The organism is Sphingobacterium olei, from assembly GCF_005048855.1.
In the GTDB taxonomy this organism is placed as follows: Bacteria; Bacteroidota; Bacteroidia; order Sphingobacteriales; family Sphingobacteriaceae; genus Sphingobacterium; species Sphingobacterium olei.
Genome location: NZ_SUME01000017.1, coordinates 1 through 15,845 on the forward strand (window position 1 = coordinate 1; position 15,845 = coordinate 15,845).

Sequence of the window (15,845 nt, forward strand, 5' to 3'; positions counted from 1 at the left end):
TAAAAATCTAGCCATTTTGACTGTTGTTAATTTGTTAAACCTGTTGCTTGCATGCAAGGCTTATCGCTGATATCAAGGGCTAAACTACGGTGTACCGCACCTGAAATGAAAGAATGGGACAAAGCGGGACAACATGGTACGATTCGGAACACATTGTCCCATTTTGTGGGTAAATCCGCCAGATATCTACCACTTATTCGGGACAGACAGGTATCTTGTTCGCCTCTGCTTCGACTCGTGTTCGACATGTGTTCGACTGCTCTTCGGCTACGAGTCGAACAACAGTCGAAGCGCAGCCGAAGAACTGCCGAAGGAGTCTCGAAGCGGTCTCGAAGACGAGTCGAACAGCACCCGAAGGCGTGTCGAACAACTCCCGAATAATCCCCGAACAACTGTCGAAGCTTTAAAGCCTCCCCCTTCGCTTACTTTCTTTGATCATCTCGTCGAGATCTGCCAGATAATAGCAGGGGCGACCACCGATTTTCCTCGGGGTCAGTTTGCCTTGGCTCACAAACCGGTAGTAGGTCGAGCGACCAATCCCGAGTAGTTCCCGTACCTGTTGTATATCCAGCAGTTCGTTATCCTGAATACTCGGTTCCTCTTTTTCCAGCGCCAGCCGGGCGTGATCATCTTGCTTTTCTGTTGCTTCTTTTAATAATTGGTAAGTTGCTTCCAGGAGGAAACAAATGCGTTGTAATAGATTTAACATGGTTTATTTAGTCTTATCGACCATACCGAAACCCTGAACAAAGCTCTGCCCGTAAGCCCTAAAATGCATAGGCTTATCATCATTTTCAAGCAATATTCTTACGGCCTGTGTTTAAAATCAGGGAGAATCTTACTTCGAGGCAATATATTCCTCCCAGCCCTCTTCTCCCAACTGGTTTATATTATTCAAAAAATCCTTCACATTTTTCTCAAGTCGCCTACCTGTAAACAGTAGCTCCTCTCTACTCAATCTACCGTCGCGAAAAAGAGCGGCATTTGTCTCATTTTCCAAACGCAGTTCTTTAATGTTCTTCACAGGATATTTTACGTACAACATATTGATATGTACCTTATCCTTTATCTTCACAAACCATTTACCTAAAGGCCATTGCGCTAGCGAATCTTTCGAAAACTGAATCAGACATTTCTCTCCATTTGTTAGAATCGCAAAATAAAACCCATTTTCAAAAACGATAAATACGATATCAAATACTCTTATTTTTATACCATCAAATATGACCTCCGTGCTGATTACCTGACGGAGATGCTTAAGCAACACATCTGGTTTATGGGATAATTTCCAGAACTGTAGATCATCTATCGCCGACAAATCTACTTTTCGGGACTTGCCTCTAAAGAACCGCAAAGCGGGAAAGAAATAAAATAAGGCTTGGGTGGCAAATAGCGGAATAGCAAAATAGACAAAATCTTTCCTCCAGTAATTCGACTTTATGATATGCAAATCAAGATCTACACCTGATCTCCACGTTAAAATTACACCGGCGTGTACAAATAACCCGTGTACGACTATTATGGGTACGCTTGCCAGCAAGACATATAGCACGGTGCGTATGTATGTTTTAGAAAGCCACTCAGTTTTCCATGCAGATTCAAGGGTGACATTATACATCCAGTTTATCCAAAGCGCATAACAAAAAATTAAAATTATCGTGACGTGGTAAACAGGCCAAAATGAGCTTGCCTGCATGCGATCGGCCGGATCAAATATCAAATGGGTTAAATTGATGACATATGCCACCATAAAAAGCGAAAAAATAATTACAAAGCACTTTGCAATATATTTAATAATCATAGGCTGTCTTGTCTTACAGATAAAGATCTATTTAGTAGATCGGGAATACAGTTTATGACGAAAATACAAATAATAATTACAATCTCCAATTAAATTTCAAACACAATTGAAAATCAACACTTAAGCCAGGAGAAGGATCAAAAAAATCTTCGCTTTAGTCGTTTTTGCGATGTACAAAAAATGTACATCAGCAAAAAAAGCCCTAAAAATGATGTACAAAAAATGTACATCGTCTTTTATACCCCTTTAAACCGTTGTTTTTGCAGTCTTTCCTTTTTTATTTGCTGGTTCACAAAAAAAATAAAAATATGAAATCAAATTTCGACAACGTGGGATTTTCCCAAGAACAGACAAGAATCTTAAGCCTTCCATTGGCAGAACGGGCAAAAGAAACAGATTTTATCCGGCGTGATCCTGTTGACTGGATGGATGATACGTTCGATTTGACTGCGACCCAGTACGACCAATTGGTGGGCATGGATTCAAATCTTCTCAACGAGATCGCCACAGCTGTGGCGGATACCTGGGACAAGGGCAATCTTGTTAGCTTTAATAAAGCATCGCGTCCAGATTCAGACCAAAGTCCGAAGGATCTGTTTTTCTCCAGGCAAAGTCAGCAGCAGTTTACGTTCAGCGAGGAACCCCAGCAAGCACTGGAACAAGTGTCCATCTGGATACGGTATCGCTAAGCATATCGTGATCGCATAACCCATTTACCGTCATGAGCCGAAACCCATGACGGTAAATATTCAAAAAATCCTTAACCCTTTTTACGTGTAGTGCGCTACACCGCTATTGCTGTATTTTTTATGAATCAATTTATAACTTATATCAAACCCTTTTTTAATGACAACCCACAATCTTTAGACACACTGTTGGAACATACCGTTGTCCATACCTACCGCCGGGATATCGTTTACTGCCGTGAAGATGAGGAGCGCCCATACTGGTGTTACGTCATCGATGGACTAGTAGGGGCTTACCAGCTCGATGCAAAAAAGCCCTATCTCCATTGGGTAGCCGGTGATGGCCATTACTTTACAGGTACCAAACACGAGTACAGTTTCAACAGCCAGTCCCTCCGTATCAGCTTTCTTAAAAAAAGTAAGCTAGCCAGTATTCCATTGCCCATTATCCAAATACTGCAAGATCAAGACCCGACCATCCGACGGTTTGTGAGTATACTGCGGCAGCGTAAATCGACATTTTTTGATCTCAAAGCGCTTGTCATTGCCTATGATCCGACCATGCGCTATGCCAAACTTTGCGAACACCTGCCCCATATTACCGATCAACTAAACAACATACAACTAAGTGCATTTTTAGCGATTGATCGAAAAACACTTTACGAAAGCAAAAGGGAAGTCTTATTTGGGCGACCATAAAAAAATGAAACCGAGACATAAATAGTATTGACACACAAGGCAATACTATTTGCGTCGAGCTCTCATCAGCAATTGAAAAAAAATAAATGAAAATAGTCCCGTGAGACCCCATTTTAGAAAAAACAGACTATAGATATTTGTGATGTATATGAACGCACGAAGCAACAATTTAAGATTCCTACCGCAGCAGCTGCCAACATCAAATGATAGCTCCACTATCGGCCTCTTGCCGATGGGCTACTTCTCTATGAGAGACAGGCGAGCGCTCGGGGATAGCAGTTTTGATAAGGTTGCATTTTGCAAAGGCCCTGCGCTATGGCGTTGGCGTAAGTTTGCGCTCTTCCCCCGTGGGGCGGGGTCAGAAAATATTCAAGACCGCTTGCTGTAAAAGGCAATGCCCTCGGAAGCCGGAGGCACAGCGGCCAACATGCTTGTAACATGTTGTAACCTTATAAATCTAAGTAAAGATAGTTAAAAAATCGGAGGTCATTATGGCTTGGTTTTCATTGAATCCAAGCGGCAATCCTACGCAACCAAATAACTATACATTACAGTCGAGTCAACCCTCATGTAGTGGTGAAGATCAGATCTGTGCTTTACAGGCAAATAACAATGGCAGTGGCCAACCTGTAATAACAGATGCATTAAAGAATGAAATGATCGTCGCTCTACACTCGAGAACTCCATCTGCGAATGTTAGTTTGAAGGATGCATAGGTTTCCGTAACAGCATAAGTCTTTTAGGGCAAGGGGTTAGGTAATTCTAACCCCTTTTGTCATTTACAAGATCTCTTCGAAAACAAGTACTTCGATCTCCTCTTCCTGCAGCTGAGCCCTAAGTCCGTATCTCTTAAGATATCGGTCCAGTTCAGCGATGCTTTCGAATTCGGGAATAACCATTGTTTCCTTTGTCTTTACGTTATCCACAACAGGTGGGTATTTATCCGAATAATCGATTAAAAAAGCCAATACCCCAGTGCCTTCCATTTTCTGCCCCTCTCCTTCGGCTCCTTGTTTTTTAAATTTCCCGCTGATCACCACGCATGGCATTTTTCGCGTGCTCCAGTAAACGTTTAGACCTAAAAATCCATTCAGGTCATTCAATACCGCTTGTGCCTGATCTTCCTCCCTACGGTGATTCCTATCATAACGCGCATAGCACATCGCATTTTCCGCTAACCAGCGCTGACTATTTCCCGCTGTCCCAAAATTCTTGTACCGTGTTGAATCCTCGACCAGCCACACATAACGTTCGTTCTTCATTAAAAAATCAGGCTTTTTGATTTTACTCCAGATGGCTGTGTATGCCCCCGAGATGGGCATATTCACAAAAGTGGTTCTAAACAGATCTGTAATCGTATCCTGCAAATAACTATATCCTGCACTGGGTGTGGCATCCCTAAAACCTTCGAGAACAACAGACCCCTGCAACTTGGATGTAGGTGTTTCCACCTGAGAATCCAGATTGACAAAATCATTTTTTACGGGGAGTTTTATTTTGCGATCACGTGCTAATTTAGATAGGGCTGTATGATCTACAAAATCGGAATGGGTCACCGCCTGTAGTTTATTCTGATACAACCATGCCACATGCGGAATCCCCTGATGCGGGAAATATTTTCGCAGCAGCGTATCCCCATAAATGATGGGTAACTGGATACCATTTTCGGTTACCGTGGGATTGGTGTTCCAAAATCGCTGCAGAACGGCGCTATCCTGCCAGGATACCAGTACGATCTGTAAGCTATCGCCAAACTCTCCCTGTAGCTTTTGCAACTTGGGAAGGGAAGCAATACAGTTAACACAATAGGTATCAAAGAAATCGAGCAGAATGATCTTGTCCAATGACGCGTTCACAGATACCGGCACGCCACCCGTATGCAATGCAGTAAAGGGATGCATTGGCGGAATCGGCTCACCGATAGCAATCCGGCGGCTAAGATCTATTTGTTTTTGTGCCGTTGCCAACAAGGCAGAGCAGACAAAAATCAGGGATATTAAAAATATGTTCTTCATTATCTATTATTTTGAGGCATCCCGGTTTGTTCAATGACCTGTACCGGAATTTTCGCTGTATATTTTAAAGAATTGGGCGATAGCTCATATCGGGTTCCATTTATGATCCTGACCAGTCCCTTTGCAAAAGCTGGCTCCTGATTAAGACGGCGAAGGTCGGCCCAGCGAAGTCCGCGAAAGATCAGCTCCTTACGTCGTTCGGCTATAATATGCTCGAGCAGAGCATCCGGGGCGGTAATTTGCAGCTCCGTAAAGCCTTCCGCTTGTAAGCGGTTTCTACGTAACGTGTTCAGATCCGACAGCGCAGAACCATCTCGCCCCGTCCTTACCGCCGATTCGGCTCTTATCAGCAACATTTCACCGGTTGTTAGTCCCACAAAAATCCCCGCGGCGGTGTTGTCGTACGACCCTTTGAAAAAGTACGTATCTGGATCGAAGTCATGCTCCTGAAAGTACACCACCTTCCTGAGGTCTTCCACTTCATATGCATCATACAAGTTGCTATCAACACGTGCAAATGATTGACCCAACGGCCCTGCCAACATACTTGTAGCCGGGAACAGCACCTCGGTATTAAAACGGGGAACAGGTGCTGCGGAATTCCAATCCAACGTATTAAAGTCCAAAAGAACGGGATGGATCGTAAGCGCGGAATCGGCATACAGATAAGCCATATCATACTGCGCCATGTCAAGATACACACGAGCGAGGGCGGCATATGCCGCGGCTCGCGATGGCCGGCCGTCTACCCCCTCATTCGGCGGCAGTAACGATGCCGCCAGCTTATAATCTGCAAGGATCTGATCGTACGTTTCTGTTAGAGAAGATCGAACGGAAGCATAGTCGATATCGGGACTTAGGCGCAGCGGAATACCCAGTTCCCTATCGGCGCTTGCCGCATTATACGGACGAGCAAATATTCGAGCCAACTGATGGAATGCAAAAGCCCTGAAGAAATAAGCGCCACCCTTCACCCTATCAAAAAGTGCCGGATCAGTCGCGCGATCGACCTGATCAACCACCTCCAGAACCTGATTAGAGATATAGACTGTTTTGTACGGATTCGCCCACTGAAATACCGATATATTTTCTTCATCGCTCCATACATAAGCGTTGCGTTCGTCAATATCCGAAAGCGAGAGCCAGTCCGAGGTGTTCAGGTAGTAATCATCACTTCCAATCTCGACCAGCGTCGGATAAGAAGCGTTCATGGTGCTGTAATCATTCAACAGCAGATCGGCATGTTCCAGCGTATACGGTATTGCCATTTTCTGATCCGGCTTTACATCCAAAAATCCAGAGCAGGACGTACATACAGCAAGGCCCAAGATACCCGATAAGAGTTTAATATTAATCATATTCAACATATTAGAGATTTATATTCATTCCAATAGAAACAGCAAATGGATCTGGAGCAGTGCCGCCAAACTCGGGGTCGATGCCGAGCTTACTGGCACGCCATACCGTTCCAAGATTCTGCAGGTAGGCATATACCTTTGCATTTTTAATCCCTCTCTTGCCCAGTGCGCCCAGATTATAGCTTAGCTGCACATCGCGGAGCTTGATCTGGCTTGCCGGTTCGACAAGCGCCGAAGAATAATAATACAACTGGCTGGCGTAGTAGTCATTTGGATACCTAAAAACCGGCACATCGGTACTGTTCTCGTCTCCCGGATTCTGCCAACGTCTGGCATAGTCTGCGTGACCAATGCCTGAGTCGATGAAAAACTGGTTGTTAAACGATTCCCGTAGAAACTTGTGCCCAAGTTGAAACGCAATATTGAACGAACACTCCAATGACCGATACGAGAAGCTGTTACGGAACGACCCGAAATAAACGGGCATCAGTGTGCCGTGGTTTTCAAGTTCGCTGACCCGAGAGTCATTTACGATCGCGGCGTAATCTGTGGACACCTCCCCTTGATAGTATCCCCGTGGCATACCCGTTTCTGCATCCAGCCCCGCCCATGGGAAGGCCAATAGGCTATAGAGATCCATCCCTTCGATCGGTGTAAGTGCCAGGGTATTATACGGACCGGCTACAAAGTTGAGCCCACGGTCATCGCTCACATAAGACTTCAGTACCTTGGTGCGGTTGTAGGCGAATACCAGATTCGATATCCATCTAAAGTCCTTCGTGCGCCAATTTACCGTTTGCAGCGACACATCAACGCCCCTACCATCAAGGTCTGCGCTATTGATGTTGAGTGACGAAAAACCTGTTGTGGGATCGATCTGCGTACTGGCAATAAGATCTTTTGGCTTTTTGACATAGTACTCGATTGCACCCGAAAAACGTTGGTTTACCGTAGCAAAATCCAATCCCAGATTAAACATGCCTACACGTTCCCATCGTAGACTGGGGTTTGGAGGAGATTGCATCGTCGCATAGGGGTTTCCGGTAGTGTAATGCGGTGATGATGATACATTGATGATCGGATACGCCGCTGTGCTGTTATTCACGTTGCCATTGTAACCGTATGTCGCGCGAAGCTTCAACAGCGAGAAATATCCCTGCTCCGCAAAACCCTCGTTCGAGAGTATCCATGCAGCACCTACCGACCAGAACGGTTGTCCTCTATCATTGGAACGGACACCGAAAAGATTGGAAGCATCCTTTCTAAAACTTCCGCTTGCCACATACCGATTAGTATAAGTATAGGATGCATTCGCAAAATATGAGGTATATCTATTGGTATATTTCTCGGCCTGTGCATAATCTATCAATGTCGCCGTGCCGGCAATGCCGTTCAGGGCAGGCACACGTGCACCATACTGGACAGGCTTGAATGTCATGGCCTCCGGATCATAACCAAAATAGACCGATGAATTCATTTCACTCTGTATGTGCCTGATTTCTGCTCCGGCAATCGCGCTCCATTCATGCAAGTCATTCCATTTCTTATGAAAATCCAATTGTGCCCTCCCTTGTTGTGTGTTGTTATACCGGTGGAGCACTTCCCGGTAGTCGCCTACGGGAATATTCCAGATCACCTCGTTGGCATTCCATGAAGCATGGTAATTGATCCGTTCCCGCTGTACAAAGGCGCCCATGCCCTGCCAATTTTCGGTAGGCTGCGTAGCACGCTGATAGGCGTACATAGCCGATACTTTTAATGATGGTCCTATCTGGTAGGCCGCCTGGGTATTCATAAATGTTTCCCTTACGGTAGTGAGCGCATGTGTCTGGTCCAGCTCGGTCAGCGGTCTGTACTGCCAATCGAGCAAACGACCGCCAGCAACCGTATCCCGAAACGTAGGGTTACGCGCCACGGCATCCACCACCAACGGATTGCCATAGTCATCTGCCATCTGCAGATACGGGAAATTACGTGTCATCATATTGTAGCCCATATAAATGTGGCTATCCTTCCGCCGGGATTCGGTATAGCTAATCCCGACATCTATGGTCAGGTTCTCTACCGGCCGGAGCTGCGTATTATTACGCAGGGTCATCCTGCTGTAGGAAGAGGTGACCAGATCCTCCCTGTTATTGTCGTAGCCCAATGCGAAAGACGTATTCACCTTTTCGCCCCCACCCCTCAGCTGCGCACTGTACTGTTGGTTTACCGCAGGCCGATAGATATATGCGAGATAATCCTCCCGTGCATCCACCCCCCGTAATCGATCCAGCTCCAAGTTGGCCTCATCTTCCGTCAATGACCCTTGTCGCTGCTGCTTCAAAAGCTGGATCACGGGTGTTAGTCCTACGCTATAGCGGTTCATACGGCTGTTCCAATATCCTTTACTAAAAAGTTCGCTCTCTAGATCGATATAGTCGCTGCTGGCCATCTGTGGATAATAGTATAGATCGGGCTTCTGAGCGATCGTGACATTGCTGTTCACGGATAGCTGAAAAGGTTGGTTGTACTTCCCCCGTTTTGTGGTTACGATAATCACGCCGTTGCCGGACTGTGCGCCCCAGATGGAGGAAGCTGCGGCATCTTTTAACACAGTTACATTTTCAATGTCGTTCGGATTGATGTTGTTAAAATAACCATTAAGCTGATCAAAGTTGTTCGGATACGGCACGCCATCTACTACCACCAATGGCCATCTTTCCGAGTTGATAGTACTTACTCCCCTAACATTTATATTCAATAGTTTACCACGATTGGAGGCAAAGGATTTATTGCTTGATATACTTGGAACCACATCCTCTAATCGACTTACAAAGTCGGTGGATACCTTACGGTTAAACAAGGCCGAATCCACAAACTCAAAACTCCCGGTAGCCCGTTCTTTGGGGATACGCTGATACCCCGTGCTAACCACGTCGACTTCTTCGATCTGGTTTTCGGATGGTTGCAGCGTGATGTCTACGTATGTTGTCGTTTCATCGTAAGCGACAGTCTGTGCAGTATATCCAATGTGGTAGATCTTTAGTACTCCTTTGGCATCAGCGACAGTGATAGTGAACCTCCCCTCTTTGTCCGTTAATGTGTATTTATTACCAGCCTGTACGGATACCCCTTCAATAGTCTGCCCGTCGGCAGCCGAGCGTACTACCCCTCCGAGTGTACGACCCGACTGCGCCTGGGCATCACTAAACAACACACATGAAAAAACTATTATCAGTGTCAAGAACTTAAAAACATGGGCCATCGGTAGCAAACACTGCTTGCTTACTGACGTAATATATGGCACAAAGCTCGTATGGGTTTGCTGGCGTATGGATAGCAAGTTTTCCTTTACCTGCATATCCCGTCCCACTGGTCCGTCATTACGAGGAACGGAGTGACGTGGTAATCTTTCATACGGTTCTTCAGCAACGTCATCGCGATGAGCGCAGTGACTTGATAAGGACGTGCCAGTGGATAACACATTCCTACCGTTATCATCGTCATTACGAGGAACGGAGTGACGCGGTAATCTTTCAGATGACTCTTCGGCAACGCCATCGCGATGAGCGGAGCGAAGTGGCGATCTTTTTATTATATTTAGGGCACTGTCTATCGTTGGCAACAGCGCATAGCTTTCCCCTTTGCGTAATTTTCGCATTCTTTTAATGGTTAGTGTAAAGACCAAAGTCTTTACAAATTCAATAAATCAGTTGATCTATTCGGAACGCGTCTTAAGCTCTTTCATATCAGGTTAATCGGTATTGATTTACGCCTTTCCGGAATAAAAATAAAAGACCGACCCTCTACTTATTGCAGAGCAATAAAAATATATGATTAAAATCATTTGTTGTAATAGAATAAGATTCCTATATTAGAAGTGCAAACTTAATAATACAATGAACCGATTCGATTAACCCTATGACACAGTAATGTTTTCATATTGTTTTAAGAAGGTCGGCACAGACATCAAAGGAATGATGGTACTGAGATAAGTATCCGTTATTGCGAGGAGCGTAGCGACGCGGCAATCTTCACTTTCGTGAAGCATAAAGGTAATTGTTTATTGAAACGTGATAGCCCCCTCTCCTCTTTTGTCTGTATACTAAGATATTATTCAGGCGCACAATACACGTTCTTATAAAGGTTTTTAATGGAAAACCACGACCTAGAATCCTGGATTCTGGCGGGGTGTTTTGGGGTGTTTTGGTTTAAAATCGTTCTTGTCATAATTTTTATAGTTTATGATGAACGATGTTCTGCTCGTGAAGCTTGGAGGATCGTCTATTGACAAAATAATAGAGCGAACTTCACTGCTTCCGACCGATGGTACCGCCAGGAACCTCTTCTCTTCCTACACGAGGATTAGAATTTTCCACCGAAAGACTAACGTGAAGTCCGCCCTATTGAATAATACAAAGTTATAAATATTCAATAGAATGGCGAACCCACGGTCTTCTCGCTGGATAAACTGGCGGTTTTTCGGACGAGAGAGACATCGTTTATGACACACTTTATGAGTATGTCAATTAAGTCGTCATCTTATTTAACTATACAAAAATACAGATAGTTAAGTGAAAAATGAAACTTTAATATACTTTTTATAACAATAGATTGTATTTCAATTATTTAAAATGAAATTTGATAGATTTATTAAACAAATAGATGTAAATTATAAAGAAAAAATCTCGGCAGCTAATTTACCGAAGAAAGTTCTAGATAAGCTTGATTTAACACTTAGTAAGGATATAACGACCGTCCGAGGTTTGGATTTTTATCATATAGTGGCTTCGGTATCGCAAGATTTCGAAAATGATACAGTTAATGCATTTGAAGAATATTTCAAAAAAAAGAAAGCCAAAGATGATGCAGAGGCTACCGACATTGACAATAAATACAAAGCCTTCATAAAGCAATTTATAGTTTTACAGCAAGATGTAGCCAAAGGTGCAAAAATAGAAGATATACGATTGAGCAGAATTCTAAATCGTGAGATTCCAGATTTCTTGGCATGGGAAGTATACGCAATAGCGGTTTCAAGAGAAGTATCGATAGAAAGCGCTTTCGAGCGGTTGTATAAAGAGTAGATATTAAGGTGTCGCAAAATGCAACAAATAGGAAACAATTATTAACCAGTTTAAGTAAATAAGTATATGTCACTAACTGATTTTTTTAGAATCAACTTGCCCTATGGAATGAAGAAGAATTCTTCGGGAGAATGGTTTGCCTTTAATAGAGAGTATGTACCTCTCGGTTGGAATTCAACAAGAAATTCAGAAAGTATTTATCAAGAAAAACCATATTCCGAACACCCGATTCACACAAAGTTCAAAGGATTAACAGATAAAGCTATTTTAAACATTATTACTGATGTGGATGCTATTAAAAGAAAGGAAGATGGTGAGATTGAAAGTATTTTCTTTTATAATGACAGAACCAACCCTCAATCACACCCAGAATTCTGGAATGAATACTTTGAAAAAATTAAAGCTTTCTCAAAATTTGAGATAGTTGGATAGAATAGAAAATTATTGACCAAAAAAGACCAATGAACCCAAATTCGGTAACTTCTACTTGATAAAAACTAACGCTTTTACGGGAAACCGTAGGAAGGTTTGATGGGGATTGGATAGGTTTGGTTATTGTAAACAACAATTTGAAACAACCTAACTATTATAATGATTAAAGAAATATCTGTTAAAGAATATAAGGCGTTTGAAAATGCAAGTATTCCGATTAAACCAATTACCATTTTTTTGGGAGCGAATAGTGTTGGCAAGAGCTCCATCATCCAGTTACTCCTACTGCTCCAACAAACGAGTAAAGAAGATTATAAATCTTATAAATCAGCATTAAAGTTATATGGAGGATATGTAAACTTGGGTGGAGCGAAGAATTTATTTAGAAAGCAAGACACCACCAAAGACATAGAAATTAGTTTTAAAATAAAGGAAAAAGAGTTCAAGAGTTTTTTAAGAAACGAACTCTTCGAATATTTCATTGAATCAATTTCTAGAATACCAAAATACATCCCCATAAAAGCATTCTTAGAGATAAGAAACCGTGATATTAAAAGTAAGAAGGACTTTGAAGAATACCTAAATGTTTTAATTAAGATAATTTCCACAGAGCATTCTGCAAAAGAATTTGTAAATGAGGTCAAATGGTTTTTATCTTCTAGAAGTATTATTAGAATCGATGATTTCACCCAAAAAAGCAAATCTACGCTTTTAAAATCCTATTCGTTTTTCGAAAAATTATTGAATGAAATCAAAGAAGATGTATTTGAATTTAAATTTACTATAACCCATAGTAAAAACAAGCTTGTTACTAAAAGTTTTTCGCTCTTTAATGAAGACAAGTCAATAATTAATTTTAATGCAGAAAAAAAGATCTTCCAGTCTGATTTTATAAATTTTACTACGCTTGAGAACGAAGATCTTTGTAAAACAGTAGATCTAAACAACACAATCTTCAACCTTTTCACAAAAAAACACGATCTTACTTCTACAGCTACCTCTATTATCTTTGCGATACTTAAAAATTCATTAACATTTGCTAAAAGTGAATTCAGCGAAAGTCGGATTAATTATGTAAGTCCGTTAAGGGCGCATCCCAAAAGATACTATATGTTAGACAAAGCAAAAATTAATATAACATTAGATACCTTGGATGGAGATGCAGTAGCAGATGTACTTAAAGAAAACAGCTCTTTAAAGGGGAAAGTAAATGGTTGGTTAGATAATTTCAATCTTTCTGTAAATGTCGAGGAATTTAAGGAAGTAGTACATCATCTAAAGGTCAGTCAAAACAACCTAAGTCTTGACATAACTGACGTAGGGTTTGGAATATCACAAGTTCTACCGGTTATTATTCAAGGTTTCCTGTCTGAAAATAATTCGACAACAATAATTGAGCAACCCGAGATACACCTACACCCTAAAATGCAGGCTGATTTAGCCGATTTATTTATTGACATAGTAAAGAACGCAAAGAATAAAAAATTAATCATTGAAACACACAGTGAGTATCTATTAAAACGACTTAGGCGAAGAATTTCAGAAGGCATAATTAATTCGGAAGATGTCTCAATTTGTTTATTTAACCCTCAGACATCACACAAAAGTGGCTATATCAACACGCTAGAGATCAAAGAAAAAGGCTTTTTTGAGTGGCCAGAAGATTTTTACGGGGGAGATTTATATGATGATACAGTTGAGTTTTTGAAAAACCAAAATTAGCGTGCCTGTTTATACCGTAAGTCCAGACCTTCTATCAAGCATAGAAGAAGATGAAAAAATATATTTAACGGATATATTATTCGTATTTACCAGAAAAGGTTGCTCTTTTAAGGTTGCTAAAGATAAAAATGGAGAAGTTTTAGATATATACAAGAAAATAGAAAAAAATGCTGACTCCATAAAAGTATGGTTAGACCTAATGAGTTTTAAGCCCGCAAAGTTTGAAAGCATCGATGCAGACCTATCAGATATTGATTGCACTGAAACAAAATTTATGGAATTATGCGCTTTAACAAATAGCAGTAAGAATTTAATTGTTTATTCAAAACAGAATATAAAGAAACATCTTTGCGACAACAGCAAAATAAACTATAAGGAACAAATAATAAACGTTTTTGATAGAGATGAAGCTAATAATGCATTAAATCAAAAAACCGAAATTATTAATCAAATTCAGAATTCACAAGTTGCTATGGATAATTCTAATATCACTCACTCAACAAATGAAAACACAAAAAATTAACAAATCACAAGTAGCCTCGGGAGGTAGTAGTATTTCTAACTCAAATAATACTAACAACAATAGAGATTCAAATATTGATAATTCTAAAAGGGGAAAAAAAATTAGACGAGAAAGCTTAATCACCGGTTTCGTCGTAGGCGTTCTCGCTTCGTTGTTAAGTTCCTACTTGTACGAGTATTTCCTGAATTATTTCATCAATGACAAATAAGTTGATGAAATAATTTGACTCATTGGTTTAATAAAAATATGCAAGATAGATGGGATATGAATAAATTCATTATAAATAATTTTAAACCAAAAAAATAATTAAAGCCTGGATAACATTTAAAAATTCATACTCATGCCAATTACAGGATCGGATTTTGAAAACCTAGTGAAACCGTTTTTTAAAGCCATATTTGAAAAAATGGGATTTTTAGTTATTCAAGTACGTAAAAAAGATTCCGGCACTCAAAATGGTTTTGATGTAAGTGTACTTTTTTTGGATGACAATGAACAAGAACGAGAGTTTTTCATTGAATGTAAATATTATACTACGGCAAAACTGGAATGGTCTGAAATTTAACAAACAGATGCAATTAAGTGCTTCCGCACACAATCCTACTGCCTTTATTTTTCTTTTGCCTTTATGTGATCTTAGTAATATAAATCATCATGTCCAATCTGCTGCAACAACTAAATTTAAATATCCTGTCGTTTTTTGGACTCCAGATAAGGACATCGAAAAACTTGTTGCAATAGATAAGAACTTGTTGTACGAAAAGGTATATGATAAAGCCTTAGGAAGTTTGTCTATAAATGAAACTAACGAAATTGCGAGGATTAAAGCAATTATCTGTTTACTTATACAAAAAAAAGACGCGTTGCAATACGCTGATTTAATAAGAATCCTACGCTGGCGCCGGAATGTTTCCGGTGCCTCCCATAGAGTCATCAAAGCCTACAGTTAAATCATCCTGAATTATAAAATCGATCTACGGTACGGTTTCCCGCAAAAATCCCTCCTATCCGATAAATATAATTCCTCTATAAATAGATTCTCAAAGGCTGAGGAGAGAGCGATCAATTTGCATCTGTACATTGATCTAAGTTTGAAATTATTTCAAATTTATCAGATATACTTAGCTGTTTCAGTTGCATTTACCGAAAAACAATTATATATTAGAGGAACGATTATTAACAGCTAACCGAGTGAATGACATAGTGCGATAGTAGGATGATATTACGTAAGGATATATCGGGCTTAAACGGACATTTACGAAAAAAGAGCGATAATACATCCAGTTAAATTTTGGTATATGAAAATAAACTTCTACCCAATCTGTATTCTACTGCTCACCCTGTTCGTATCATGCAATCTGCCTGACGTGATCTCGATGAAATATTACTATAACAGTGGGAGTTACAAACACGTGTAATCGGTAAATCAGAATACACAACTTTTGGTAATTAAGCGTGCAGCAAAAATGGCAATAATGGTGCAGCGTTTTTGGCAATAAGGAATGCAGCATAATTGGCACTAATAAATACATAGTTCATC

The 15,845-nt window shown here is 41.0% G+C and carries 15 protein-coding genes; 9 read left to right on the forward strand and 6 right to left on the reverse strand.

Going from position 1 to position 15,845, the window contains the following annotated elements:
* Positions 1-403: 403 nt before the first annotated feature.
* Both FAZ15_RS22140 and FAZ15_RS22145 read right to left on the reverse strand, forming a co-directional pair.
* On the reverse strand, positions 404-709 hold the full coding sequence (locus FAZ15_RS22140) for a helix-turn-helix transcriptional regulator (protein ID WP_136903552.1): 306 nt from the start codon (positions 707-709) through the stop codon (positions 404-406).
* Positions 710-838: 129 nt separating this feature from the next.
* A complete protein-coding gene (locus tag FAZ15_RS22145) occupies positions 839-1,801 on the reverse strand; it encodes a hypothetical protein (protein ID WP_136903553.1) in 963 nt (320 codons plus the stop codon).
* Between the two features lie 260 nt (positions 1,802-2,061).
* Between FAZ15_RS22145 and FAZ15_RS22150 the strand changes: the two genes are divergently transcribed.
* The 3 genes from FAZ15_RS22150 to FAZ15_RS22160 all read left to right on the forward strand — a co-directional run bounded on the left by FAZ15_RS22150 (position 2,062) and on the right by FAZ15_RS22160 (position 3,902).
* On the forward strand, positions 2,062-2,490 hold the full coding sequence (locus tag FAZ15_RS22150) for a hypothetical protein (RefSeq protein WP_136903554.1): 429 nt from the start codon (positions 2,062-2,064) through the stop codon (positions 2,488-2,490).
* 120 nt (positions 2,491-2,610) lie between these two features.
* Complete coding sequence (locus tag FAZ15_RS22155; RefSeq protein ID WP_136903555.1) at positions 2,611-3,186, forward strand: cyclic nucleotide-binding domain-containing protein; 576 nt, start codon at positions 2,611-2,613, stop codon at positions 3,184-3,186.
* 491 nt (positions 3,187-3,677) lie between these two features.
* Entirely contained in the window at positions 3,678-3,902 is a 225-nt protein-coding gene (locus tag FAZ15_RS22160; protein ID WP_136820069.1) for a hypothetical protein, read from the forward strand.
* A gap of 63 nt (positions 3,903-3,965) precedes the next feature.
* Here FAZ15_RS22160 and FAZ15_RS22165 read toward each other — a convergent pair whose 3' ends face one another.
* From FAZ15_RS22165 to FAZ15_RS23030, 4 genes are all read right to left on the reverse strand, one after another.
* Positions 3,966-5,201 (reverse strand): TlpA family protein disulfide reductase, encoded by a 1,236-nt coding sequence (locus tag FAZ15_RS22165; protein WP_136903556.1) that lies wholly within the window; start codon positions 5,199-5,201, stop codon positions 3,966-3,968.
* The gene (locus tag FAZ15_RS22170) at positions 5,201-6,559 is read right to left on the reverse strand and encodes a RagB/SusD family nutrient uptake outer membrane protein (protein ID WP_162305038.1); all 1,359 of its coding nucleotides are present in this window, start codon (positions 6,557-6,559) and stop codon (positions 5,201-5,203) included. Before FAZ15_RS22170 ends, FAZ15_RS22165 begins: the two co-directional genes overlap by 1 nt.
* 10 nt (positions 6,560-6,569) lie before the next feature.
* The gene (locus tag FAZ15_RS22175; protein WP_136903558.1) at positions 6,570-10,202 is read right to left on the reverse strand and encodes a SusC/RagA family TonB-linked outer membrane protein; all 3,633 of its coding nucleotides are present in this window, start codon (positions 10,200-10,202) and stop codon (positions 6,570-6,572) included.
* Positions 10,203-10,460: 258 nt separating this feature from the next.
* The gene (locus tag FAZ15_RS23030) at positions 10,461-10,592 is read right to left on the reverse strand and encodes a hypothetical protein (protein ID WP_262709325.1); all 132 of its coding nucleotides are present in this window, start codon (positions 10,590-10,592) and stop codon (positions 10,461-10,463) included.
* A gap of 583 nt (positions 10,593-11,175) precedes the next feature.
* Between FAZ15_RS23030 and FAZ15_RS22180 the strand changes: the two genes are divergently transcribed.
* The 6 genes from FAZ15_RS22180 (at position 11,176) to FAZ15_RS22205 (ending at position 15,255) form a co-directional block, all read left to right on the forward strand.
* Positions 11,176-11,628, forward strand: coding sequence for a hypothetical protein (locus FAZ15_RS22180; protein ID WP_136903559.1), 453 nt, complete (start codon positions 11,176-11,178; stop codon positions 11,626-11,628).
* Positions 11,629-11,736: 108 nt separating this feature from the next.
* A complete protein-coding gene (locus FAZ15_RS22185; protein WP_202912474.1) occupies positions 11,737-12,060 on the forward strand; it encodes a hypothetical protein in 324 nt (107 codons plus the stop codon).
* 159 nt (positions 12,061-12,219) lie between these two features.
* Entirely contained in the window at positions 12,220-13,782 is a 1,563-nt protein-coding gene (locus FAZ15_RS22190; protein WP_136903561.1) for an AAA family ATPase, read from the forward strand.
* 1 nt (position 13,783) lies between these two features.
* A complete protein-coding gene (locus FAZ15_RS22195; protein WP_136903562.1) occupies positions 13,784-14,305 on the forward strand; it encodes a hypothetical protein in 522 nt (173 codons plus the stop codon).
* Positions 14,306-14,645: 340 nt separating this feature from the next.
* Positions 14,646-14,870: a restriction endonuclease gene (locus tag FAZ15_RS22200; RefSeq protein ID WP_136903563.1), complete on the forward strand. Its 225-nt coding sequence runs from the start codon at positions 14,646-14,648 to the stop codon at positions 14,868-14,870.
* Between the two features lie 7 nt (positions 14,871-14,877).
* Entirely contained in the window at positions 14,878-15,255 is a 378-nt protein-coding gene (locus tag FAZ15_RS22205; RefSeq protein ID WP_136903564.1) for a hypothetical protein, read from the forward strand.
* Positions 15,256-15,845 lie beyond the last annotated feature (590 nt).